25 protein-coding genes are annotated in these 21,444 nt (G+C 67.1%); 13 read left to right on the forward strand and 12 right to left on the reverse strand.

What is annotated here, in order from left to right; genetic code table 11:
• Positions 1-34: 34 nt before the first annotated feature.
• Both WD430_RS04460 and WD430_RS04465 read right to left on the reverse strand, forming a co-directional pair.
• Positions 35-646 carry a CocE/NonD family hydrolase gene (locus WD430_RS04460; protein WP_339104828.1) on the reverse strand — a complete coding sequence of 204 codons (612 nt, stop codon included), beginning with the start codon at positions 644-646 and terminating at the stop codon, positions 35-37.
• 36 nt (positions 647-682) lie between these two features.
• The gene (locus tag WD430_RS04465; protein ID WP_339104829.1) at positions 683-1,024 is read right to left on the reverse strand and encodes a hypothetical protein; all 342 of its coding nucleotides are present in this window, start codon (positions 1,022-1,024) and stop codon (positions 683-685) included.
• A 54-nt stretch (positions 1,025-1,078) separates the two neighbouring features.
• On the opposite strand from WD430_RS04465, the gene WD430_RS04470 reads away from it, so the two are divergent.
• Positions 1,079-1,927, forward strand: coding sequence for a PspA/IM30 family protein (locus WD430_RS04470; RefSeq protein ID WP_339104830.1), 849 nt, complete (start codon positions 1,079-1,081; stop codon positions 1,925-1,927).
• 126 nt (positions 1,928-2,053) lie between these two features.
• Positions 2,054-2,413: a hypothetical protein gene (locus WD430_RS04475; RefSeq protein ID WP_339104831.1), complete on the forward strand. Its 360-nt coding sequence runs from the start codon at positions 2,054-2,056 to the stop codon at positions 2,411-2,413.
• 37 nt (positions 2,414-2,450) lie between these two features.
• Here the strand turns inward: WD430_RS04475 and WD430_RS04480 are convergent, their stop codons facing one another.
• Positions 2,451-2,960, reverse strand: a complete 510-nt coding sequence (locus WD430_RS04480) for an FxLYD domain-containing protein (protein ID WP_339104832.1) — start codon at positions 2,958-2,960, stop codon at positions 2,451-2,453.
• Positions 2,961-3,211: 251 nt separating this feature from the next.
• On the opposite strand from WD430_RS04480, the gene WD430_RS04485 reads away from it, so the two are divergent.
• Positions 3,212-4,261 (forward strand): hypothetical protein, encoded by a 1,050-nt coding sequence (locus WD430_RS04485; RefSeq protein ID WP_339104833.1) that lies wholly within the window; start codon positions 3,212-3,214, stop codon positions 4,259-4,261.
• Here the strand turns inward: WD430_RS04485 and WD430_RS04490 are convergent, their stop codons facing one another.
• The gene (locus WD430_RS04490) at positions 4,262-5,314 is read right to left on the reverse strand and encodes a hypothetical protein (protein WP_339104834.1); all 1,053 of its coding nucleotides are present in this window, start codon (positions 5,312-5,314) and stop codon (positions 4,262-4,264) included.
• Positions 5,315-5,461: 147 nt separating this feature from the next.
• Between WD430_RS04490 and WD430_RS04495 the strand changes: the two genes are divergently transcribed.
• The 3 genes from WD430_RS04495 to WD430_RS04505 all read left to right on the forward strand — a co-directional run bounded on the left by WD430_RS04495 (position 5,462) and on the right by WD430_RS04505 (position 7,950).
• On the forward strand, positions 5,462-6,490 hold the full coding sequence (locus WD430_RS04495; RefSeq protein ID WP_339104835.1) for a hypothetical protein: 1,029 nt from the start codon (positions 5,462-5,464) through the stop codon (positions 6,488-6,490).
• A gap of 68 nt (positions 6,491-6,558) precedes the next feature.
• Positions 6,559-7,596, forward strand: coding sequence for a hypothetical protein (locus WD430_RS04500; protein WP_339104836.1), 1,038 nt, complete (start codon positions 6,559-6,561; stop codon positions 7,594-7,596).
• 69 nt (positions 7,597-7,665) lie between these two features.
• Entirely contained in the window at positions 7,666-7,950 is a 285-nt protein-coding gene (locus tag WD430_RS04505; RefSeq protein ID WP_339104837.1) for a hypothetical protein, read from the forward strand.
• Positions 7,951-7,989: 39 nt separating this feature from the next.
• On the opposite strand, the gene WD430_RS04510 is transcribed toward WD430_RS04505, so the two are convergent.
• Positions 7,990-8,334, reverse strand: coding sequence for a cupin domain-containing protein (locus WD430_RS04510; RefSeq protein ID WP_339104838.1), 345 nt, complete (start codon positions 8,332-8,334; stop codon positions 7,990-7,992).
• A 680-nt stretch (positions 8,335-9,014) separates the two neighbouring features.
• On the opposite strand from WD430_RS04510, the gene WD430_RS04515 reads away from it, so the two are divergent.
• Positions 9,015-9,494 (forward strand): AAA family ATPase, encoded by a 480-nt coding sequence (locus WD430_RS04515; protein WP_339104839.1) that lies wholly within the window; start codon positions 9,015-9,017, stop codon positions 9,492-9,494.
• An 89-nt stretch (positions 9,495-9,583) separates the two neighbouring features.
• Here WD430_RS04515 and WD430_RS04520 read toward each other — a convergent pair whose 3' ends face one another.
• From WD430_RS04520 to WD430_RS04540, 5 genes are all read right to left on the reverse strand, one after another.
• Positions 9,584-10,495, reverse strand: a complete 912-nt coding sequence (locus WD430_RS04520; RefSeq protein ID WP_339104840.1) for a hypothetical protein — start codon at positions 10,493-10,495, stop codon at positions 9,584-9,586.
• 92 nt (positions 10,496-10,587) lie between these two features.
• Positions 10,588-11,625: a dipeptide epimerase gene (locus WD430_RS04525; RefSeq protein ID WP_339104841.1), complete on the reverse strand. Its 1,038-nt coding sequence runs from the start codon at positions 11,623-11,625 to the stop codon at positions 10,588-10,590.
• A gap of 3 nt (positions 11,626-11,628) precedes the next feature.
• The gene (locus WD430_RS04530; RefSeq protein ID WP_339104842.1) at positions 11,629-12,651 is read right to left on the reverse strand and encodes a DUF1611 domain-containing protein; all 1,023 of its coding nucleotides are present in this window, start codon (positions 12,649-12,651) and stop codon (positions 11,629-11,631) included.
• Between the two features lie 773 nt (positions 12,652-13,424).
• Positions 13,425-14,378 (reverse strand): Vms1/Ankzf1 family peptidyl-tRNA hydrolase, encoded by a 954-nt coding sequence (locus WD430_RS04535; RefSeq protein WP_339104843.1) that lies wholly within the window; start codon positions 14,376-14,378, stop codon positions 13,425-13,427.
• A 35-nt stretch (positions 14,379-14,413) separates the two neighbouring features.
• Positions 14,414-14,788, reverse strand: a complete 375-nt coding sequence (locus WD430_RS04540) for a DUF5802 family protein (RefSeq protein ID WP_339104844.1) — start codon at positions 14,786-14,788, stop codon at positions 14,414-14,416.
• 429 nt (positions 14,789-15,217) lie between these two features.
• Here WD430_RS04540 and WD430_RS04545 point away from each other — a divergent pair, with 429 nt between their 5' ends.
• Both WD430_RS04545 and WD430_RS04550 read left to right on the forward strand, forming a co-directional pair.
• Positions 15,218-16,153: a hypothetical protein gene (locus WD430_RS04545; RefSeq protein ID WP_339104845.1), complete on the forward strand. Its 936-nt coding sequence runs from the start codon at positions 15,218-15,220 to the stop codon at positions 16,151-16,153.
• A gap of 104 nt (positions 16,154-16,257) precedes the next feature.
• Complete coding sequence (locus tag WD430_RS04550; protein ID WP_339104846.1) at positions 16,258-16,914, forward strand: metalloregulator ArsR/SmtB family transcription factor; 657 nt, start codon at positions 16,258-16,260, stop codon at positions 16,912-16,914.
• A gap of 18 nt (positions 16,915-16,932) precedes the next feature.
• Here the strand turns inward: WD430_RS04550 and WD430_RS04555 are convergent, their stop codons facing one another.
• Entirely contained in the window at positions 16,933-17,571 is a 639-nt protein-coding gene (locus tag WD430_RS04555; protein WP_339104847.1) for a DUF456 domain-containing protein, read from the reverse strand.
• Between the two features lie 80 nt (positions 17,572-17,651).
• Here WD430_RS04555 and WD430_RS04560 point away from each other — a divergent pair, with 80 nt between their 5' ends.
• The 4 genes from WD430_RS04560 to WD430_RS04575 all read left to right on the forward strand — a co-directional run bounded on the left by WD430_RS04560 (position 17,652) and on the right by WD430_RS04575 (position 20,853).
• Positions 17,652-17,861 (forward strand): hypothetical protein, encoded by a 210-nt coding sequence (locus WD430_RS04560; RefSeq protein WP_339104848.1) that lies wholly within the window; start codon positions 17,652-17,654, stop codon positions 17,859-17,861.
• Between the two features lie 186 nt (positions 17,862-18,047).
• A complete protein-coding gene (locus tag WD430_RS04565; protein WP_339104849.1) occupies positions 18,048-18,245 on the forward strand; it encodes a hypothetical protein in 198 nt (65 codons plus the stop codon).
• Positions 18,246-18,314: 69 nt separating this feature from the next.
• Positions 18,315-19,571: a Glu-tRNA(Gln) amidotransferase subunit GatD gene (gatD, locus tag WD430_RS04570; protein ID WP_339104850.1), complete on the forward strand. Its 1,257-nt coding sequence runs from the start codon at positions 18,315-18,317 to the stop codon at positions 19,569-19,571.
• Between the two features lie 310 nt (positions 19,572-19,881).
• Complete coding sequence (locus tag WD430_RS04575) at positions 19,882-20,853, forward strand: GNAT family N-acetyltransferase (RefSeq protein ID WP_339104851.1); 972 nt, start codon at positions 19,882-19,884, stop codon at positions 20,851-20,853.
• Positions 20,854-21,138: 285 nt separating this feature from the next.
• On the opposite strand, the gene WD430_RS04580 is transcribed toward WD430_RS04575, so the two are convergent.
• Positions 21,139-21,426, reverse strand: a complete 288-nt coding sequence (locus WD430_RS04580; RefSeq protein WP_339104852.1) for a ubiquitin-like small modifier protein 1 — start codon at positions 21,424-21,426, stop codon at positions 21,139-21,141.
• Between the last annotated feature and the right edge of the window lie 18 nt (positions 21,427-21,444).

The following is a 21,444-nucleotide window of genomic DNA, read 5'->3' on the forward strand; positions in this document are numbered from 1 at the left end:
GGAACGGAACGATTCGTCGCTCCGACGGCGTCGCTCAGTCCGACGCGAGCAACGTCCGTTCGAAGAACGTCGCGACCTCGCTCGCGATGGCGTCGCGTTTCCCGAGGAAGAAGTGATCGCCCGCCAGCGCGGAGACCCCATCGCCGCGCTCGCGAGCGCGCTCGACCACCGGCTCCCAGTCGACGGTCGTGTCCCGTTCCCCGTAGAGGACGTGGACGGGCGTCTCGCGCTCGAGTGACTCGAGCGCCGCGACCGCGTCGAGGTCGTCGGCCAGTCGCGCGGTCGGCGCGAGGACGGCGACGGCGTCGGGATCGACGTCCGCCGCGGCGAGCAGCGTCAGCGACGCGCCGAAGCTGTAGCCGAAGACGCCGACGGGGCAGTCGTACTCCTCGCGGGCCCAGCGGACGGCGTTGCGCACGTCCTCCCGCTCGCCGTATCCGTCGTCCCACGACCCGTAATCGAACCGGAGGCTAGCGATACCCGAGTCGCGAAGCGCCGCCGCGACCGCCACGAGGCGCTCGTCGCTGCGCGAGCCGCCGTGCTGTGGGTGGGGCGGACAGGCGACGACGATCGCGTCGGCCCCGTCGGGCGGTTCCTCGAGGATCCCGCGGACGTCGCGACCGCCGGGAATCAGGACGTCGCTCATGGTCGGTCGTTCGCCGCGGGCGATAATCAAAACACGTCACTCGATCGGCGACGACGGACGCGCGCCGGTGCGGTCGGAAAACGACTCGCGCAATCGCAACCGCTCGTACTCGCCGACGACGGCGTAGCCGACGAATCCGAGCGGTAGGGCCGAGACGCCGAGGCCCTGTACGCCGACCCCGATGGGCGGCTCGGTCCGGCCGTCCCAGACGACGACGGCGGCGACGAGGGGACAGCGACGATCCTCGTCGACGAGTCGGTCGCGGTTCGTTCGGTTTCGGTCGACCGGTAACGGCCGCTCGAGTCCGGCGTCGGTGCCCCGCTCGATTGACCGGCCGGCTGACGGCCGCGTGACCGGTATCGAGACGGTCGCGTTCATCACAGTCTGTTGACGAAGTGATGTTTTTAAGGGCGACGAGCGATACGTACGACTATGGGCATCCTCTCGCGGACCTCCTACATCATCCGGTCGAAGCTCAACTCGGTGCTCAACCGCGCCGAGGATCCGACGGAGACGCTCGACTACTCCTACGAGCAGATGCGCGACCAGCTCCAGCAGGTCAAACGGGGCATCGCGGATCTGACCACGCAGAAGAAGCGCCTCGAGATGCAGAAGCGGCGCCTCGAGGAGAACGTCGAGAAACACAACGATCAGGCCCGCACCGCGGTCCAACAGGACCGCGAGGACCTGGCGCGACGCGCCCTCGAGAAGAAGAAGACGAAGATGAACCAGATCGAGGACCTCGAGCGCCAGATCTCGAACCTGCAGAACCAGCAGGACAAGCTGATCGACCAGAAGAACGAGCTCCAGAACCGCATCGAGCAGTTCCGCACCAAGAAGGAAACGATGAAGGCCCGCCACGAGGCCGCGAAGGCGAGTTCGACGGTGTCGGAAGCGATGACGGCCACCGGCGAGGAGTTCGAGGACGTCGGCCGCGCAATCGAGCGCGCCGAGGAGCAGACCGAGGACATGGAGGCACGCGCCGCCGCGATGGACGAACTCCACGAGTCCGGCGCGTTCGAGGACGTCCTCTCGGACAAGGACAACATCGACCGCGAACTCGAGCAGTTAGAGACCGACAGCGGCGTCGAGGCCGAGCTCGAGACGCTGAAATCCGAGATGGGCGAGGGAGAACGGGAATCCGCCGCCGAACCGGCCGGCGACGTCGACGAGGAAGAACTCGAGGACGTGGAGTCCGAGGTCGAGGACATGGAAGCCGAGGTCGACGACAGCGAAGTCGAGGCCGAGCTCGCGGAGCTCCAGGACGAGGAGAACGCCTGAATCCGCCGACGGAGGTCTACCGATAGCGACGCGGGCGGCGACCGGTCCGTATCGGATCCCGCGCGATCGTTTTCTCGCAGTGGGTCGTGGGGTAACGACTACCACAGTTGACGTTGAACCCCGAGTATGGCCACGGATACGGACACGGATACGGACGCGTTCGACGAGATCTCGCTGACCAATCAGGTCGTGCTGCTCGGCGTCGCCGAACTCGATCGGCGCGGCGAGACGCCCGTTCAGACTCACGACCTGCGACGCGTCTGCGAGACCCAACTCGAGGGCGTCGACGTGGGCGTCGTCGGGACGCTCACCGAGGCGGACGTGATGCGATCGCTCTACCGACTCGAGGACGAGGGGTTCGTCGAGGAGATCGACACCGAGCGGACGTCGCCGACCGGAAAGGGGCGTCCCGCGTACGCGCTCGATATCGCTCCCGAACTCGTTACCGAGGGCGTCGCCGACGAACTCCTCGAGTCCACCGACTGAGAGGAGTCAGCACGTCGGGTCGGCGGCCGAAGAGGCGTTAGGACGGCGTCCCCAACACCGCGATGTCGTAGTTGGCGACGTCCGACGGCGCCTCGAGGACGACCACCTGGAACTCCCAGGTCTCGCCGCCATCGAGGTCGCCCGTCGTGGCCAGATACCGACCGATCACGTTGCCGGCGTCGTTGTAGATCCGGGTTCGCACTTCGACGATCTGGATCCGATCGCTGCCCGTGTTCTCGACGGTTCCCTGCACGGTCGAGCCGAGATAGCCCCCCTCGACGACGAACTGGTGGTCGGTCAGCGAGAGGGGATCCAACGGCGTCACGGACTGAGACGGTTGCTGGTTTGCGAGCGCGGCCGCCGTAGACATCTCCGACGTCGTCCGGTTAGAGACGTTACTGGCGTTTATCTCGACGCCGTTGCCGTCCTCGTAGGAGGGTTCGCCGCTGAGGCCCCCGCTGCCGGTACAACCGGCGACCGCGGCCGAGACGCCGGCACCGACCGCTGTGAGAAGTCGGCGTCGGCTCGTCGACTCCGATCGGGTCATCGCCGTCGCACCCCCCTCCACGAGTGGGTTCCGTGACCGAGCATGTATCGGACCGACACTGTCGACGCATTTCAGTGTAGGCCCTGAAGGGGCAATTCTCGAGTCTACCTTCTCGCGTTCGGCCGACGTGTCGGCGGCGAGGACGATCCGGTATCGACGCTTGCGCTCACACGGTTCCCGTTGCGGTCCGGTCGCGGTGCCGGCGGTGTGCAACGCAGGCTCTTATTGTCGGGTGTGTGGAACGTGGCGCCATGAGTCCCTCCGAGAGCGATGAGACGCTCGAGTCCTTCGGAGCCGACGTCGGGAAACGGGAAGGGACGGTGACGCGGGTTCAGGAGTGGTTCCTGATCCAGGGAGGTCGTCTCGCCGTCGCTGCGGTCCTCGCACTCGTCGTCCTCGTCTCGCTCGTCGCGGCGTACGAACTCGAGGTCGTCGCGTTCGCCAATCCGAACTCCGTGACGCGCGTGGCCAGCGGGATGATCGCCGGCACGTTCTCACTGGTGACGCTGGTCGTCTCGGTCAACCAGCTCATCCTCTCCCAGGAGTTCTCCGCGGCGAGCAAGGCCCGCGACCGGCTCGACGGAGTCATGGAGTTCCGGCAGGACGTCGCCGAGGAGGCCAGCGTTCCCGCGAGTCCGGCCGCGCCCACGAGGGTGCTCGAACTGGTCATCGAAGCGATCCGCCACGACGCCGTCGAACTCGCCGACGCCGTCGCGGACCACGACGACGAGGTCCGCGACGTCGTCGTTCGGTACACGAACAGCATCGAGCAGCGGGCCGATCGAATCGACGAGACGCTCGAGGAGACGAGCTTCGGCACGTTCACGGCCGTCTCGGCGGCGATCAACTACGACGAGGCCTGGCAGCTGTACGTCGCGACCCACCTCCGCGGCGAGTACGCCGACTCGCTGTCGTCGGACGCGACCGAGCGACTCGACGAACTGATCGGCTCCCTGAAGCTGTTCAACGTCGCCCGGGAGCACCTCAAGACGACCTACCTGCAGCGGGAGCTCACCCGGTTCTCGCAGCTGACGATCTACTGCGGCGTGCCGTCGATCCTGTCGGCGGTCGCCATCGGGCTCCTGTACGCCGACTTCACCGGGCCGAACGTCAACCTCGCCGCGATGCCCTACGCCGTGATCGTCCTGATCCTCATCGGGCTCTCACCGCTGTTTCTCCTCGTCTCGTACATCCTCCGCACCGCGACCGTCACGCGACGGACCGCGTCTATCGGACCGATGATTCCTCAGAAGGATCCCGATGAGGGGCCGTTCGACGTGTCCTACGGCGAGGATTCCTAACTATTCCCAACCGACGTCCTCGCCGCGATCGGTCTCCCGAAGGATGAACGGGCCGATCGCGAGCGTCCACTTCGCGACGGTGACGACCCGCAGGATGTACGACAGGAAGATCGCGAAGGGCGCCACGCCGACGGCGAAGGCGAGGCCGACGAACAACAGTCCCTGATCGAACCCCGCGACGATCCCGGCCACGTCACCCACCTCGAAGACGAGGATCATGTACGCCGAGACCGCCAGCGCCGGTAGGGCGAGGTACGCCAGCGACCGCGAGAGGGTGATGATCTCCCACCGGAAGTACAGCGTCTTGAAGTGTTCCCGGGCGGGGCCGAAGAAGCCGAGCACCTCGAGCAACTCCTCGAGTTGCTCGTCGATAGCGTCGGGAAGCGCCTCCTCGTGGCGGTTCCGTACCCGGTTGCCGGTGTAGATCTTCCAGGAGTAGTTGTACTCGAGGGCGGCCTTGACGACCTCGAACCGACCGAACTGTTTGCCCTCGAGGTTGTCGGCGACCCGTTCGGCGTCGGCGGCGATCCCCTCGGCGTACTCGCGGACGTCCTCGCGAACCGCCTCGTCGAGATCGGGGTCGGACTCGAGCGCGTCGATGAGTTCGTCGGCCCGGTCGCCGGTCGCTTCGACGAGTCCGCGGAGGAAGGCGGAGGGCTCGGGGGGGCTGGTAGTCCGGTCGACGGCGTCTTCGGTATCCCGGCGGAACTCCATCGCACCGGCCATTCGCTCGCGCTGATCGGCGACGGGGCCGAGTTCCTCGGCGAGGACGAACTGGTTGAACGTCAACACGAGCGTGACGCCCATGATAATCCCGATGATGGTCGGAGTGAACGTCGAGGCGATCGGCGCGGGATCGAACAGCTTCGAGATGGAGCCGGGGCCGAACGTGCCGAGAACGACGAGGATGGTGTAGGAAACGGCGAGCATCACGCCGGCGACGAGAACGCGATTCCCCTCGACCAGAAACCACAGCATCGGTCGACCGCCGCGAACGCGGTCGACCATCGTGTTCGACGTCTCCTCGCTCGCGCTCTCGGCGGACTCGCTCATGGAATCGGTCGTACCATGGCCCCGCCTACAAGCCTTTGGCCGTCAACGGTAGTTTCGGTGGTGGGAACGAGCGACAGCCGTCGACGTCGGGGTTGCTTTCGCCCGGATGACTCTTTTACCCGCCGCCGTGGTCACTTCGGGCAGGCAATGAGCGACTCGGACTCGAGCGGCGTGTTGGGACAGCGGGCCGGCGTCGGCGGCCCGCGGTTGTGGGTGTTGCTCCGGCTGAACCGCTGGCTCTTCACGGCGGCCGTGCTGGTGATCGTGTTCGCCGTGCTGGTCGGCGCCAGTCTGTTCGGGCTCGCACCCCACCGGGTACTCGTCGAAACACACAACGCGACCTTCTGGATCTTCTCGGGGTTCATCGGGGCGATCATCACGGGGACGTCGATCGTCGTCACGATCAACCAGCTCGTGCTCTCCCAGGAACTCGGCGCGGTCGGCGATCAGCGCGAGCGCATGCAGGACGCGATGGACTTCCGCAAGGACATCGAGGACTCGCTGGAGTACGAGGACGTGACGCCGCCCGAACCCGCGGCGTTCCTCTACGAGCTCGTCGACGGCGTCGAGGAGGAAGCGCAGCAACTCGAGGAGACAGTGGCGGACGACCACGGCGACGAGATTCAGGAGAAGGTCTCCGGCTACGTCGACGACGCGGTCGAGAACGCACAGGTCGTCAAGGACGACCTCGAGGACGCTCAGTTCGGCACGTTCGACGTGATCTGGAACGCGCTGAACTTCAACTACTCGCGGAAGATTTACGACGCGCGCAAGATCCGCGCGGACCACAGCGACGACCTGTCGGACGAGGCCGACGACGAGCTCGACGAGATGATCCAGATCCTGAAGTTCTTCGGCCCGGCCCGCGAGCACTTCAAGACGCTGTACTTCCAGTGGGAGTTGATCAACCTCTCGCGGGCGCTGCTGTACGTCTCGGTCCCCGCGCTCACGGCGATGGGACTGCTGATGATGTATATCGACGGTACTGCGCTCCTGGGAACGTTCCTGGGGATCGACAACCTCGTCTGGCTGACCAGCGCGGGGTTCGTGATCGGTATCTCCCCGTTCGTCGTCTTCATCGTCTACATCCTGCGGATCGCCACCGTCGCGAAGCGAACCCTCGCGATGGGACCGTTCATCCTGCGGGAGACCAAGCGGGACGAGGATCTGGGCTGAGTCGCGTCGCCGACTGCGATCCTGCCGTAGCTATTTCCCGCCCATCGTGGTACTCTCGCGCTCGAGCGATGAGCGACGACGGCTCCCAGCCCAGCGACACGATGGCCGAGCGCAGCGAGTCTCCGACGCTGAAGCATACCCTCCTGTTGAACGCGAACCGGTGGTTGATCACCGCGGGACTCATGCTGTTCGTCTTCGTCGGACTGCTCGTCGCCGCCCGGCTCAGCCCCGTCTCGCTCCAGGCGGTCGTCGGCGCGCGGGACCCGATCGAGACCCTCTTTCAGGCCCTCGTGACCGCGCTGATCACCGGCGTCACGCTCGTCATCACCATCAACTCGCTGGTGCTCTCGCAGGAGCTCGGCGCCGTCGAGGATCAGCGCGAGCGGTTCTCCGGGGCGATGGATTTCAGGGAAGACGTCGAGTCGTCGATCGACGCGCCGATCAGTCCGCCGGAACCGTCGTCGTTCTTTCAGGCGATCATCGCGGCCTCCGAGGACCGGGCGACCGACTTCCGCGAGGCCGTCTCGGAGAGCCAGGACGAGGAACTCAGAGAGCGCGTCGACGACTTCGTCGACAACGTCACGACCCACGCCGACTCGATCCGCGAGGACCTCGAGGACGCGGACTTCGGGACGTACGAGGTGATCAAGGCGGCGTTGGACTACAACTACTCCTGGAAGATCTTCCGGCTCCGCCGGATCCGAAACGTCCACGCGGACTCGTTCACCGACGAGGCCCACGACGCCTACGACGACTTGCTCGAGTCGCTGAAACTGTTCGGCCTCGCCCGCGAGCACTTCAAGACGCTGTACTTCCAGTGGGAACTGATCAACCTCTCGCGAGCGATGATGTACGCCGCCGTTCCCGCGCTGGTGGTCACGATCTCGATGATCCTCTTTTTCGATCCGAGCGCCGTGAGGGGGGCCGCCCTCGGTATCGACGCCGTCGTCTGGGCCGTCGCGGCGGCCGCGACCGTCGCCGTCGCCCCGTTCCTCCTGCTGATCGCGTTCATCCTGCGGATCGCGACGATAGCCAAGCGAACGCTGGCGATCGGCCCATTCATCCTGCGGGACTCGAGTCGCGGCGAGGAGATCGACTGGGAGTGAGGTCCCACTCCTGGCGACGGTTACGCTTCGCGCTGTGGCTTCTTACGTTTCGCCGACCAAGTGACACCCATGGCGAGCACCGCCTCGGATACCGTTCGCGTCTGGCTGGTCGAACGGACCTATTCCGACGACGAACAGAACCTGATCATCCTCACCTACGCGACGACCGACGGCGAGCGATACTTCCGGAAGGAGCGCGCGCTCACCTCGTTCACGGACGTTCGAGACACGACCGCGGCCGTCGACGTCGATTCGGACAATCTGGGCGCAGTCGACGATCCCGACCTGCGAGAACAGTACGCCGCCGAAGCCCAGCGGATGGCCGAGGTTCACGACCCCAGCGACGTCATCTGACGGCGGTTCGACCGCAATCTCGACTGCGATTCGAGGCCGCTAGAGCGGCGCGCCGACCAGGACCAGCTTCACGCGCTCGTCGCTGCGGTTGAAGATCTGGCGGGTCTCCTCGGGATCGAGCCGGATCAGGTCGTCTTCCTCGAGCGTGACCGTCTCGTCCCGGTCGGTCAGTTCGACGTCGACGGTACCGCTGACGACGTAGTAGATCTCCTCCTGTCCGCTGTCGCTCTCGTCGTGTTCCATGCCCTTGCCGTCGGGCTCGAGCTCGAGGATCGAGAAGCCGGCCTCGTCGGCGTCGACCTCGTCCTTGAGGAACCACATACCGCCCCACTCCTCGTCGATGACTGACTCCGGATCGGTCTTGCTGGCAGTGTCGTAGCCCATGCGTGGTCGTTCACGCGAGAAGCGTAAATCGATGAGGGAACCGGCACGGGAGTGGGGTGGCTCGCTGCGATTCGCGTTCGTGGTTCCCGTTCCGTTCGCGCTCGAAGACGCTCGGGGTCGGTTTTCGCTCGAGACAGTCGATCCGGTATGCGGTGGCGCGCGCTGTCGACCGTCCGAGCGGCGCGAGGTGCGAACGGAGTGAGCACCTCGGAAAGCGAACGTGAACGGAGTGAACCGTGAGCGACAGCGAGGACGGGCGTCGAACTCGTGCGAGGGACGAGTGAGCGAGCCTGCGAGGGACGAGTGAGCGAGCCTGCGAGCGAACGAATCGGTCGGGGAGGGTGTGGAAATCCCTGTTGCCACGCGAGCAGCGCACTTCCGTTCATTTGGGTTTTTGAATGGGCTTGTGGGAGAGATAGTGGTGAAAACAACGTCCTGCTATCGTGGCAACGGGGAATCGCCACGGCCTCCCCAGCCGATTCGCTCCCTCCGGTCACTCATCCCTCGCACGGTATTATCGATCGGCCCTCACTGCGTTCGGACACGATCGACAGCGCGCGCCATCGCAACGGCGATCGGAGCATCTCGAGCGAGAGATAGACTGCTTGCACCGCGCGACACGTAGCGATAATTCGACGACGGTTAGGGGCCCGAGGACTAATTTCGCCCGTGAGTGCCGAGTGATCCTCGTCGTCTGTGGGCCGCCGGGCGCCGGTAAGACCACCATCGCGACGGCAGTCCGTAACCGCCTCGAGGCCCGCGGCGAACCTGTCCCCGTCCTGCTCCACCACTCCGACGACTTCTCGAGTCGCACCTACGAGCAGTTGTTCGAGCGAGCCCGCGACGACCCCGTCGAGACGCTCACGGTCGTCGACGGGACCTTCTACGAGCGCGAGTGGCAGACGCAGTTTCGGACCCTCGGCTTCCGCGAGGCGATCCGCTTCGTTTTCGTCACCGCGAGCCTCGAGACCTGCCTCGAGCGGAATCGAACGCGCGCGGATCCGATCGAGGAGCAGGGCGTCCACGTGATCTACCGGGAGTTCGACGCGCCCGAGGACGCTCTCGAGCTCGATACCGACGCGGTGGACGTCGAGAGCGCCGTCGACCGGATCGAGCGCGCGCTCGAGGCGTGGAACTGGATCGCAGAGTCGACGACGTGACCGGCATCGCCGCGCGCGGAGCCGATCGGACTCGAGTCGGCGACTAACCCGGTGAATCGAAATACGCTATACGCAATCGGTGGCGAGCGCTACAGCCCCGGCACCAGCGCCGCCAGGTCCTCCGGTCGCCGCTCCGGGACGAGTTCGTCGGGCAGCACGTCCCAGTCGAGTTCGTCGGACCCGGGTTCGGCGTCGGTCTCGAAGCCGGCCTCCGCGGCGGGTTCCCGATCGCGGTTCTCCGCCGGCGGCGCGTCGTGCGCGTAGACGCTCTCGGGGTGGTCGACCGCCCAGACGTGGAGCATACAGGGCGTCCGACAGGGGAGGTCGATGTCTCCGTCGGCGAAGTCGCGCTCGTAGGCCTGCTGGTAGTACCACCACGCGAACCGGCCGGGGAGGCCGGAGTGATAGTGCCACGGGGAGCAGGGGGACTCCGGTTCCGCGGTGGCGCCGATGGGGGCGTCGTCCGCCGTCTCGCCGCTCGCATCGCCGCCGTAGACCGCCGGCGGCTCGATCCGCTCGCCGTTCCGCGTCGCGACGAACATCACGCCGATCGACCGCCAGGACTCGTCGTCGACCAGTACCGACTCGGGTCGTTCGGGGTCGAGCACCGCGTCGTCCCCGACGTACTCCGGATTGATCCAGTGGGAGTAACTGTCGTCCTCCCGATCGAGCGTGTCGAAGTACGGCTGGTACCCCTCGTCGATCAGCGCGCCCACGTCGGAGTAGCGCTCCTCGAGGGCCGTCTGCACCCCCGATCGGAGTTCGGTCGTCGCCGGATGGTCGTCCGCACAGCCCTCCATCCCGTTCTCGACGCAGTGGCCCATGTTCGGCTCGAGGGTCGCGTCGGGACAGCGGTCGTCGAACCACGGCGTCGTCCCGGTGGCGTCGCTCCCGTTCGCTTCCGCCGATCCGACACCGACTGCAGAAAATACGGCCGTCCCCGCCGACGCTCGCAAGAGCGTTCGCCGAGAGACGGTCACGTCATCGGTACCGTCGTGCATACCAGCAGTTCTCCACCGACGACCGTTGTAAACCCCCGTTGCCGACCGGAGTGACAGTCCGACCGCGTGATCCGTTTCGATGAGTGATGAGACTACTCGCGGACCGCGCCCGTCCCCGACCGCTCGAGTCCCGCCAGATCGATCCGACCGCCGGGCATCGGGACGCCGTCGTAGGGATCGTCGGCGAGCAACAGCGAGCCGTCCAGGTCGGCGTAGTCCAGCAGCGGCGCGAGGTGACAGGCCGCGGCGATCGAGGCGTTGGACTCGGTCATACAACCGCACATCACCTCGAGGCCGTGGGCGCGGGCGGCGTGGATCATCCGCTTCGCCTCGCGGAGGCCGCCGCACTTCATGAGTTTCAGGTTCGCGATATCACAGCGGTCCGCGACCTGCGGAATATCCGCGAGCGTCACGCAGGACTCGTCGGCGGCGATCGGCAGCGGCGAGCGCTCGTAGACGTATCGCAGTCCCTCGGGGTCCTCGGCGGGGACGGGCTGTTCGACGAACGCGAGGTCGTAGTCCGCGAGGCGCTCGATCTTGCGGACGGCCTCCTTCGGCGCCCAGGCCTCGTTGGCGTCGACGAACAGCCGAACGTCGGGTGCGACCGCCCGAATCGCCTCGACGATCTCGAGGTCCCCATCCGTCCCCAGTTTGACCTTTAACGTGCCGTGGCCGCGCTCGAGGGCGGTCTCGGTCTTCTCGCGCATCGTCTCCGTGTCGTCGAGACCGATCGTGTAGGAGGTCTCGAGGGTCTCCGCCGGATCGAGCCCCCAGTACCGGTAGAGCGGGACGTCGAGTCGCGTGGCGACCAGATCGTGGCAGGCGATGCTGACCGCGGCGCGAGCCGCCGGGTTCCGCCGGACGGTCTCGCGCATGCGACGCTCGATGCGCTCGAGTCGGTGGGGATCGCCCACGTCCTCGACGACCGCGAGCAAGTCGGGGAGGACGGCCGTCACCGTCTCGACGGTCTCGCCGTAGTGGGCCGCGGGCGCGGCGCCGCCGACGCCGACGGCGTCGTCGTCTTCAATGCGGACCGTGACGACCGCTCGCTCGGTCGTCGTCCCCCGGGCGATCCCGAACGGGTACTCGAGGGGCAGCGCGTGGCGTTCGAAGGAGGTCTCGAGCGCCATGGTTCACTCGACGATGGCCTCGAGGACCGCGTCGGCCCCGAAGCGGAGCACGTCCGTCGCGGGGGCGTCGATCTCGGTCCCGTACGCGTCGACCGCCTCGCGCGCGTCGGCGTCGGTCTCGAGGCCGCTGGTGTTCAACGCGCCCGCGACGATTTCGCCGCCCGAAACGGGCGCGGACAGCGACTCGTAGAGGTCGACGTAGGTCTGCAGGTCGGGGAGCGAGAACGACTCGTAGCCGTGGATCGCCTCCTGTCCGGCGTTGTGACAGAGGACGAGTTCGTCCGGCATCGACCCGTGGAGGATCCCGCAGGTGACCGCCGAGTACGCCGGGTGGACGATGCTGCCCTGGCCCTCGACGAAGAGGTAGTCGTGCTCGTTCCCCTTCTCGAGGACCATCTCCTCGACCGCGCCCGCGGTGAAGTCGCTGACGACGCGGTCGATCGGGTTCCCCCAGCCCTCGATCATGATCCCCGTCTGGCCGGTGGGGATCACGGCGGCGTCGTGGCCGGCCTCGCGGGCCGCCCGCGCCAGTTCCATCGTGGTCGTCATCTTGCCGACGCCACAGTCGGTGCCGACGGTGAGGACGACCTCGGCGTCGACCTCGCCGGCGACGCCCTCGGCGACGGTCAGGTCTTCGGGCGGCTCGCGGACGTCCCGCAGCTCGCAGCCGTTTTCGGCCGCGAGACGGGCGAATTCCTCGTCCTCGGCGAGGAAGTAGTGCAGCCCCGAAATGACGTCGCAGCCGTACTCGAGGGCCGTTCGCACGTCATCGCGCCAGCTCTCGTCGAACTCGCCGCCGATCGGAGAGATGCCGATCAGCAGGGCGTCGACGGCGTCGGCCTCGAGGTCGGCCATCCCCTCGACGATCGGCGCGTCCTGGACGTCCGGGACGACGTCGTTCACGCGACGGCCGGCCGACTCGCGATCGAGGACGGCCGCGGCCTCGTAGTCGGCGTACCGCAGGACACCCAGCGCGGTCTTGGCTCGGTCGGGAAACTTCTCGTGGGCGAGGATCGCGACGCGCATACCGGATCATCGCCGAGGGTGCACTTAAACGGTCGATATCGCGATCCGAGTGCGACCGATCGAACGACGTGCGGTGGCGCGCGCTGTCTGCGAGGCGCGACCGAAGGGAGCGCCTCGAAACGCGAATCGCGCGGGACCGACGGTCCCGCGAACCATACGAACGGGCGCGGAGCGCCCGTGAGTAGACGGGGAACGAAGTGATCCGTGAGCGAGGACGACCGAACGACAGTGAGGTCGGCCGACGACACCGTGCGAGGTCGTCGCGAGCGTAGTGAGTGACGGCTTGGAAGACGCGAAGCGTCTTCCGTTGGATGAGTGAGTGAGCGGAGCGAACGAGCGAATCGGCTGGGGAGGGAGTGGCGATTCACTGTTGCCAGCACGAGCAGGACGACCCGACCTGCTTCCGCAGAAAGCGGTGAAACGGAGCTCCCACGAGAGTCCCGCTAGTCGCTACCCCGTCCGCTCGAGCGAGAAAACAACGATCCGCACTCGATCGCGCTCGGGTCGCGTCCTCGAGCGCGGTCGTTCCGGTTAGCGATCCGTTTTCAGCGATCTATTTTCAGTGCTCCTCGAGCGCGCAGGCGGGCGAACAGAACCCGCGATCGGCCGCGTTCGCGTCGGGGTATGCCTTGAACTCGTCACCACAGCCGCTGCAGCTGACGGTTTCGAAGTCGGACATCGCTCGGTCGAACAGTCGTTCGCGCCGACCAAAAATGCCCCCGATTCGGCTCGAGCGACACTCCACCCGAACTCGGACACCGGTCCCGGCCGGCTCAGAACAGCCGAAGCTCGGTCGTCCAGAACGACCGGTGGGCGTCCTCGAGCGCCGGTTCCGGGTCGCCGGTCGCGTCGACGGCGGCGGTGCCGGCCGGCTCGAGGCCGCTCTCCTCGGCGAGGGTCTCGACGACGCCGCGCTGGCCGACCAGGTACAGTCGCTCGATGTCGTCCCCGACGTCGTCGGCCAGCGCCTCCCGGCAGCGCTCGAGGTGATCGTCGATCTGGTCGTCGCGGATGCGCTCGAAGCGGGCCTGCGAGAAGCCGCCCTTCGAGTGGTTCCCCTTGACGTCGCTCTCGAAGCCGCGATAGTCGACGCGGTCGCCGTCCTCGTAAGCCCCGAGGGCGAAGAGGTCGGTCCGGACGAGCGCGAGCGCGTACCGACCGGTCGGCAGGAACCACTCGCGCTCGAGGGCGAACCGATCGTCCCAGGCGACCCGCGAGTCGGAGCCGGGGTCGGGGTCGGGCATCGCCGGCGGCTCGAGCGCGGCGGCGATCAGTCCGGCGTCGTCCAGACAGAGCACGCACGGCGTCGCCTCGTCGACGAGCGCGGCGCGGTCGCCCAGCGGCGTCTCGAGGTCGACGTCGAACTCCTCGACGAGCGTCTCGCCGCCCTCGTCCTCGCGGAGAATCGCCGTCAGGGCGCCCTCCGGACCGGTGCGAAACGACGTCAGTCGGTCGACGACCGCCTCGAGTCGGCTCCCCCGGAGCCGTTCGCGCCGGCGGACGGAGCGGCCGGCTTCGTGGCCCTCCAATTGCTCGAGTTCGCCCTCGAGCTGGGCGATGCGGTCCTCGAGGCGGTTGACCCGCTCCTCGGCGTCCTGTCGGGCGGTGGCCGCCTCCGATCGGCGCTCGGATTCGGCCTCGTACCGGTTTCGTAACCGCTCGTTTTTCTCCTCGAGTTCGTCGATGCGCTCCTTGAGGGAGGCGCGGCCGAGTAACGCGTCGAGCATCTGCGTCTGGACGAAGGGGTGCAGCGAGGCTACTTCTAGGTTCCGGCGGCGGGGTGGTCGTCGGAAGCGGACAGGCCGCCGGCCCACGTGAGCAGCTGCTCGGCGCGCTCGCGACGGGCGAGCAGGACTTCCCGCAGCGACGGCGGGTTGCGCACGTCGGTGTCCTCGAGCATCGGTTCGGGCACGGCGAGCGTGTTCGTTGGCACGGCGTCGTCGCCGTGGACGGGGAAGTGCCCGGACTCGAGTTTCATCACGAGCGGCGCGTCGAGGCGCTCGAGACCGTCGCCGGTCGCGTACACCTCCTCGTTGATCCGCTCGTGCTGGTCGCTGTGCATGAGGGCGCGGTCCCCGTCGATGGGGGTCACGTAGAGTCGTCCGAGATAGTAGCTCCGCGAGAAGACCTCGAACATGGTACTAACACACACGGGCTGGCGGGATATAACTATTTTCGGATAGATTTATGTCGTCGGACTTTCAGCGAAGAAGACAAACATATATCGTCTACAGCTGGACAGACGAAACGTATTAAGAGTTGTTTTCCATTGAATGCACAGCAATCAACTGTTGTGAGCGTCGGAAACGCTCCCGTTGCGATGCTCGAAACCGATCCGCGAGAGAGCGGACAGCGCGGCGCTCGTCTCGCTGACCGCCGACCGTCAGCGGGGCCGAATCGCCGCTCGGATCAACAGTTCACGTGATTCAAGAGCCAGTTGAACCGTGCTGACAGTGTCTCCGCCTCGCGTAAACGTTCGAACCGTCAGAGCGACGGTTACGGAGGGGAGTAAACGGTTCGAACGAAGGTTCGTCTTTTTAGTACGTTCGACGGAACGGGCGCAGTGATGACCTCTCGGTCGGTTGCGCTCCTCGCACTGGTCGCCGTCTTCGGGCTCACGATCGCCCCGCTCGTAAGCGGTGCCGTCGTCGTTCCGTTCGCCGACGATACCGGAACCGAGTCGAACAGCAACGCCACCGTCTCGACGTTTATGCAGTCGAATGCGGCCGACACCGAGAACACGGTTGACGCCGAACTGTTCACCAAGCGATACGAGGGGGCCGAAAACGAGAGCCGCGAAACGCTCGTCCTCGAGCGGACGGACGACCTCGTCGAGCGCCTCGAGACGCTCGAGGCCGAACGCGCGGAACTGCGCAAGCGCCGGGACGAACTCCACCCCGGGGAGTATCGGGCGCGGATGACCCGATTTACCGTCGAGATCCGCGCCCTCGAGCGCGAGATCGATCGAACCGAACGGCGCGCTAACGAGACCGACGTCGACGCCGACCGCCTCGAGGCCCTCCGTACCGACGCGGCGAACCTCAGCGGCCCCGAAGTGGCCGAAATCGCCCGGGAACTCGGCGGACCGGACGCCGTCCCGGGACGGGGGCCGCCGGACGACCGATCCGGTAACGGTCCACCTGACGACCGAACCGGGAACGGACCGCCCGCCGAGCGCGACGACGGAACGCCGGGTAACGGGCAGGGCCAGAGCGCCGAGCGGTCGCCGGGGCAGAACGAGGGCGGTCCGTCCGGCGCCGCGGACGACGGCTCGAGCGCCGATCCCGGGCCGCCCGACGAGACCGGGACCGCGGACCGCGAGCGGTCCGGGAACGACGACAACGGCTCGGCCGCCGACGGCGAACAGCCCGATACCGTGACCGACGGCTCAACTCCCGACTCCGCTTCGCCGATCGCTGGAGGGGGCGACGGCTCGAGTTCCGATTCGGACTCGTCGGCCTCGGACGAAGATTCGGCAGCCGACTCGCCGGGGTCGGCGTAGCGAACGGCTACCCGGGACACGGTACCGCGCCGAGCGGTGATTCTGATAGCGGTTCTCACACTGAGCAGACACGCTTTTCAGCGCCGACCCCCAATCATCGCTCGATGGACTCCGCCGCATTACTGGATTTGCTCGGAAATGAGAACCGGAGACGGATTCTTCGGTTGCTCGCCCGCAAACCCTGTTACGTCACGGAAATCTCGGATTACCTCGGCGTGAGTCCGAAGGCGGTCATCGAACACCTGCGCAAACTCGAGGAGGCGGGCCTGATCGAGAGCCGGGTCGACGACCAGCGGCGGAAGTACTTTCATATCGCTCGCAACGTCCGTCTCGAGGTGAACGTCTCGCCGTACGGCTTCGCGAGCAAGAGCGCCTATCCCGCCAGCAGTAGCTTCGACATCACGACCTGCCGGCACCTCTCGCTGGACGTCGCCTGGGAGGACGCCGACGAACTCGACGACCTCCTGCGGGCTCTCGAGGACCTAGAACAGCTCGAGAACGAGCTCTCGCTTGCCCAGCGGTGGGTGCAGGGACGGCTCTGTGACGTCCTCGATGGGATCTCCGAGACCGTCGGCACGGGCCCCGAGAGCCGGATCTACGCCGACCTGCTGGCGAGCATCCGAACGGAGCCGAAGTCCGTCGGCGAACTCAGCGAGGACGTCGACGCGCCCCGCGAGGTCGTCGCCGACCTCCTCGAGTCGATGGCCGACGAGGGGATCGTCCGCCGCACCGAACGCGGCTGGGAGCTGACGACGAGTTAGGAGTCGGTCGAAACGCCGTTACTCGATATCCTGAGTGAGCCCGTTTCGCAGATCGCGTCCGAAGTAGTAGCCGAGCAGACAGCCGACCAGCCCGACGGTAACGCCGACGGCGAGGACGGCCCGCGTGGAGCCGGCGATCGCGATGACGGCGTTGCTGACGACGGCCGAGACGCCACCGACGGCGGTTCCGGCGGCGCCCATCTCGAGGTAGCGCCGCTTCGAGGTGAGCAGGCCGACGGCGAAGGCGACGCCGAACATGCCGACCAGTCGACCGGCGATCGGAATCGCCATGCTGCCGGCGAACAGCCCTGCACCGACGAGGAGCACCAGCGCGAGAAACGCCCGCGGCGAGAAGTAGTCGCCCGGCGAGCGCCCCGGCGTGAGCCGGGACCGCAACCGTCCGAGCCGCGAGCCCGACGACTCCGGGGACGCGTCCGCAGCCGGCGCGGGGCCGTCGGACGACCGCACCGAGTCGGTCCCGAGCGGATCGTCGGCGGCTCCGACGTCCGCGCCCGCGTCCGGTCGATTCTCCGGCGTCGAGGCCGTTCCGGTCCCGGGATCGGCCTCGACGTCCGACTCCGAGAGCAGGCTCTCGGTCTCCTCGAGGAGGTCGTCGGTGTCCCGGCTCTCGGTGACCTCGTCCGAGCGGTCGCTCATGCGTTCTCGTTGGGCAGCCGACAGCATGGGTCTTTCCCATCGGCCAGAGGATATACGACCGCGGACCGCCCACCGGCGGTATGAGCTGGCTCCCGCTCGCGACGTTCGGCCTCTTCGCGGCCGGCGCCGGCGTCCTCTGTTACGTGCTCGTCGCGAACGTAGAGCCACAGCCGGAGTATCCGGAGCTGATGACCGATCTGGTCCGGCTGCTCGGTCTGGGGATCGCGCTCGGCGGGCTCGCGATCGGTGCCGTCTTCCTGCGGGCCGCTGCCGGTGCGTACGTGTCGTGAGTCGACGGTCGTCGGCGTTCGACTGTCATCGTCGGACCGGCGGCGTTCGTCTGTTATCGTCGGATGGGCGGCGGATCATCATCGGCGGATCGCCACCGTCGTTCGCCGGCCGAGCGGAGACGAACGTTCTCGACTCTCGAGTCGTGGGGCCCTCCCTTATCACGCTGGCCGCGGTAGCAACGACGGATGAGCACCGAGCTGGTCGCGTTCGGTATCAGCGCGCTCGCGCTGGGGATCGGGATGCTGGTGGCCGGCCGGCGGCTTTACCCGCGACTCGACGTTCCCGAAGACGCCGAGTCGTCGCTGCAGTCGCTGACCGCGATGATCGCGGGAATCTTGCTGCTGACCGGGCTGGGACTCGTTCTGCTCGGACTGTTTACCTGACGAGAACGCGACAACGGGATCGATCCCGGAAAGCGTGCCTTCAAGTCCGCCGCCGCGCAACGCCCACGCATGAATCCAGGCGATCGCGTTCGCGTCGACCGCGCGGATCGCACGTACGAAGGCGTGTTGCTCCCCTCGAGTACGGACGACCACCTCGTGGTGAAACTCGAGGGCGGCTACAACGTCGGCGTCGACCGAGCCGAGGCCGACGTCGACGTGCTCGCGGAGGACGTCTACGAGATCGACGGGACCGACTCGACGGGGGCGGACGACGACACGGGCTCGGAGATCGAGTTCGACGACGACCTGCCGACGATTTCGCTGCTCTCGACCGGTGGAACGATCGCCTCGACGGTCGACTACCGCACGGGCGCGGTGACGGCGCAGTTCGACGCCGAGGACGTCCTGCGCGCGGTCCCCGATCTGGCGGGCCGGGCGAACTACCGCGGCCGCGTCGTCGCGAACATCCTGTCAGAGAACATGGAACCGCCGCTGTGGCGGGACCTCGCCCGCGCCGTCGCCGAGGAGATCGAAGCCGGCGCCGACGGCGTCGTCGTCATGCACGGCACCGACACGATGCAGTACTCCGCGTCGGCGCTCTCCTTCATGCTCGAGACGCCCGTGCCGATCGTCTTCACCGGCTCGCAGCGCTCGGCGGACCGGCCATCCTCCGATAACGTGATGAACGCCGTCTCGGCCGTCGAGGCCGCCAAGAGCGACTGCGCGGAAGTGATGGTCTGTATGCACGCGTCGGAATCGGACGACCGCTGCGCGCTCCATCGGGGCACCCGCGTCCGGAAGAACCACACCTCCCGTCGCGACGCGTTCGAGACCGTCGGCGCGGAGCGGCTGGGTGAGGTCGACTACGACTCGGAAGAGATCACGTTCCACCGCGACTACCGGGAGCGCGACGAGACGGAACTGGAACTCCGCGACGACCTCGAGGAGGACGTCGAACTCCTGAAATTCACGCCCGGAATGGATCCCCAGTTCCTCGACGTCGTCGAGGGGAGCGAGGGCCTGATCATCGAGGGGACCGGACTCGGCCACGTCCACACCGATCTGATTCCCCGCATCGAGGACCTGATCGAGGAGGGCACGACGGTCGTGATGACCAGCCAGTGTCTCGAGGGCCGGGTCTGCGACCGCGTCTACGATACGGGTCGGGACCTGCTCGAGGCCGGCGTCGTCGAGGCCGGCGACACGCTGCCGGGGACGGCGAAGGTGAAACTGATGTGGGCGCTCGAGAACAGCGAGGACGTCGAGGAAGCGATGGGCACGTCGCTGGCCGGCGAGATCCAGGAGCGGTCGGTTCCCTGGGAGTAAGCTGCGAGATATTCGGGGCGGATTTTCGTCGGCGGTCCGCGTCCGAGACGAACCGAGGAGGCTCGGTCTGCTCACACTGGCGGCGAGGAATTGCCACGCCCTCCCCAGCCGATCCGCTCGCTCCGAGGCTCACGGCTCGCGCCGTTCGCTTCACCGCGGCGCGTCGCGCCGCGCTCCGCTCGCTCATCCCTCGCGCAGTGTGATCGCCCGCCCTCACGTTCGCTCGGTCGGACGACAGCGCGCGCCACTGCACTGATTCTGCGAAGTTCTTTCCCGTTCGACCCTATGAGAGTCCCATGGTCGATCGACGATGGTAACTGACTCAGTAGCCGACCCCTCCATTGAGATCCGACGGGCGACCCACGACGACTACGCGGCCGTGGCCGACTTCACGGGCGATATCTGGGCCGAGCGCGGCGGCGACTACATCCCGCGGGTCTACCACGACTGGCTTGAGGACGAACCCGGACGGGGGAAGAAGACCTTCCTCGCGGAGGTCGACGGCGAGGCAGCGGGGATCGTCCAGGGCGTCATGCTCACCGACGACGAGGCCTGGTTCCAGAGCCTGCGGGTCGCGGCCGACTACCGACGACGGGGCATCAGCCACCGACTCAACGAGGCGACCTTCGAGTGGGCCCGCCGGCAGGGCGCGACGGTCGGTCGCGTGATGATCTTCTCGTGGAACGCGCCCTCCTTCGGCGCCGCGCGGGCCAGCGGCTTCGAGCCGCTCACCGAGTTCCGTTTCGCGCATCCGGACCCAGACGCGGCTGTGGACCTCGGGTCGAACGTCGACGGCGCTTATCGGGTCTCGAGCGATCCCGCCGCGGCGTGGCGGTACTGGACCCACAGCGACGCGCGCGAGCACCTGAACGGACTCGCGATGGCCCCCGAGGAGTCGTGGGCCGTCCGGGAACTGACGCGCGCGGACCTCGAGCGACTCGCCGACGAGACGGCGGTGTTCGCCGTGACGGGACCGGACGGGCTAGCTGGGACGGCCTACCGGTCACGAACGTACGAGCGCGAGGGCGACGAAACCGACGAGTCCGACGAGGCAGCCGATACCGAGACGTGGGCCGAGTACGGCGTCGGCGCGTGGGAGGGCGTCGACGCCGCCCGCGCGCTGTTCGCCGCGATCGCTCGAGACGCGGCCGACCGCGGCGCCGACGAGACGCGCGTCCTGATCCCCGAAACGCCCCGTCACGTCACCGACGCGCCCTACGCGGGGGTCGGTGTTTCAGAGGAGCCGGACTTCGTGCTCGGGATCGATCTGGGCGGAACCTGATCGCGAGCGAGACCGATAGCGGAAACGCTGGGGGACGGCGAGCCCGCGTTTTGTTATACAGCGAAAGACACGGAGCGTTCTGCTATCGTGGCTTCAGGGATTGCCACACCCTCCCCAGCCGATTTCTGCTCACGGGCGCTACGCGCCCGTTCGCATGGTTCGCGGAACCGGAGGTTCCGCGCTAACGCTCCCTTCGGTCGCTCATCCCTCGCACAGTGTCGTCGGCCGCCCTCGCTAGCACTCGGTCGGCCGACAGCGCGCGCCACCGCACGGCGGCTGATCGTCTCAGAACGAGCCGCCGCTGACGGGCGGGAACAGCGCCAGTTCGTCGCCCTCCTCGAGCACGGTTTCTAACCCCTCCTCCTCGACGAGGACGTTCGTCCCGTTTCGCAGGACGTTGATCTGGGAGCGCAGGTCTCCGTCCTCGAGGACCCGTCCCTCGAGGTCGGGACGGTCCGCGACGAGTTGCTCGAGGGCGTCCCCGACGGTGTCGCCGGCGTCGGCCTCGACGGTGACGTGTTTGTCGCCCGCGCGTTCGGCGAGGTCGGCGAAGAGCTTCCACTCGGTGGCCATACGTGGCGGTATCGGTGC

Origin of the sequence: Haloterrigena sp. KLK7 (genome assembly GCF_037914945.1) — an archaeon.
Lineage (GTDB): Archaea > Halobacteriota > Halobacteria > Halobacteriales > Natrialbaceae > Haloterrigena > Haloterrigena salinisoli.

Excerpts from the sequence above, each read along its gene's own strand:
- WD430_RS04460 (WP_339104828.1), bottom strand. The coding sequence starts at position 646 with ATGAGCGACGTCCTGATTCCCGGCGGTCGCGACGTCCGCGGGATCCTC.
- WD430_RS04465 (WP_339104829.1), bottom strand. The coding sequence starts at position 1,024 with ATGAACGCGACCGTCTCGATACCGGTCACGCGGCCGTCAGCCGGCCGG.
- WD430_RS04470 (WP_339104830.1), top strand. The coding sequence starts at position 1,079 with ATGGGCATCCTCTCGCGGACCTCCTACATCATCCGGTCGAAGCTCAAC.
- WD430_RS04475 (WP_339104831.1), top strand. The coding sequence starts at position 2,054 with ATGGCCACGGATACGGACACGGATACGGACGCGTTCGACGAGATCTCG.
- WD430_RS04480 (WP_339104832.1), bottom strand. The coding sequence starts at position 2,960 with ATGACCCGATCGGAGTCGACGAGCCGACGCCGACTTCTCACAGCGGTC.
- WD430_RS04485 (WP_339104833.1), top strand. The coding sequence starts at position 3,212 with ATGAGTCCCTCCGAGAGCGATGAGACGCTCGAGTCCTTCGGAGCCGAC.
- WD430_RS04490 (WP_339104834.1), bottom strand. The coding sequence starts at position 5,314 with ATGAGCGAGTCCGCCGAGAGCGCGAGCGAGGAGACGTCGAACACGATG.
- WD430_RS04495 (WP_339104835.1), top strand. The coding sequence starts at position 5,462 with ATGAGCGACTCGGACTCGAGCGGCGTGTTGGGACAGCGGGCCGGCGTC.
- WD430_RS04500 (WP_339104836.1), top strand. The coding sequence starts at position 6,559 with ATGAGCGACGACGGCTCCCAGCCCAGCGACACGATGGCCGAGCGCAGC.
- WD430_RS04505 (WP_339104837.1), top strand. The coding sequence starts at position 7,666 with ATGGCGAGCACCGCCTCGGATACCGTTCGCGTCTGGCTGGTCGAACGG.
- WD430_RS04510 (WP_339104838.1), bottom strand. The coding sequence starts at position 8,334 with ATGGGCTACGACACTGCCAGCAAGACCGATCCGGAGTCAGTCATCGAC.
- WD430_RS04520 (WP_339104840.1), bottom strand. The coding sequence starts at position 10,495 with ATGCACGACGGTACCGATGACGTGACCGTCTCTCGGCGAACGCTCTTG.
- WD430_RS04525 (WP_339104841.1), bottom strand. The coding sequence starts at position 11,625 with ATGGCGCTCGAGACCTCCTTCGAACGCCACGCGCTGCCCCTCGAGTAC.
- WD430_RS04530 (WP_339104842.1), bottom strand. The coding sequence starts at position 12,651 with ATGCGCGTCGCGATCCTCGCCCACGAGAAGTTTCCCGACCGAGCCAAG.
- WD430_RS04535 (WP_339104843.1), bottom strand. The coding sequence starts at position 14,378 with ATGCTCGACGCGTTACTCGGCCGCGCCTCCCTCAAGGAGCGCATCGAC.
- WD430_RS04540 (WP_339104844.1), bottom strand. The coding sequence starts at position 14,788 with ATGTTCGAGGTCTTCTCGCGGAGCTACTATCTCGGACGACTCTACGTG.
- WD430_RS04545 (WP_339104845.1), top strand. The coding sequence starts at position 15,218 with ATGACCTCTCGGTCGGTTGCGCTCCTCGCACTGGTCGCCGTCTTCGGG.
- WD430_RS04550 (WP_339104846.1), top strand. The coding sequence starts at position 16,258 with ATGGACTCCGCCGCATTACTGGATTTGCTCGGAAATGAGAACCGGAGA.
- WD430_RS04555 (WP_339104847.1), bottom strand. The coding sequence starts at position 17,571 with ATGAGCGACCGCTCGGACGAGGTCACCGAGAGCCGGGACACCGACGAC.
- WD430_RS04560 (WP_339104848.1), top strand. The coding sequence starts at position 17,652 with ATGAGCTGGCTCCCGCTCGCGACGTTCGGCCTCTTCGCGGCCGGCGCC.
- WD430_RS04565 (WP_339104849.1), top strand. The coding sequence starts at position 18,048 with ATGAGCACCGAGCTGGTCGCGTTCGGTATCAGCGCGCTCGCGCTGGGG.
- gatD (WP_339104850.1), top strand. The coding sequence starts at position 18,315 with ATGAATCCAGGCGATCGCGTTCGCGTCGACCGCGCGGATCGCACGTAC.
- WD430_RS04575 (WP_339104851.1), top strand. The coding sequence starts at position 19,882 with ATGGTAACTGACTCAGTAGCCGACCCCTCCATTGAGATCCGACGGGCG.
- WD430_RS04580 (WP_339104852.1), bottom strand. The coding sequence starts at position 21,426 with ATGGCCACCGAGTGGAAGCTCTTCGCCGACCTCGCCGAACGCGCGGGC.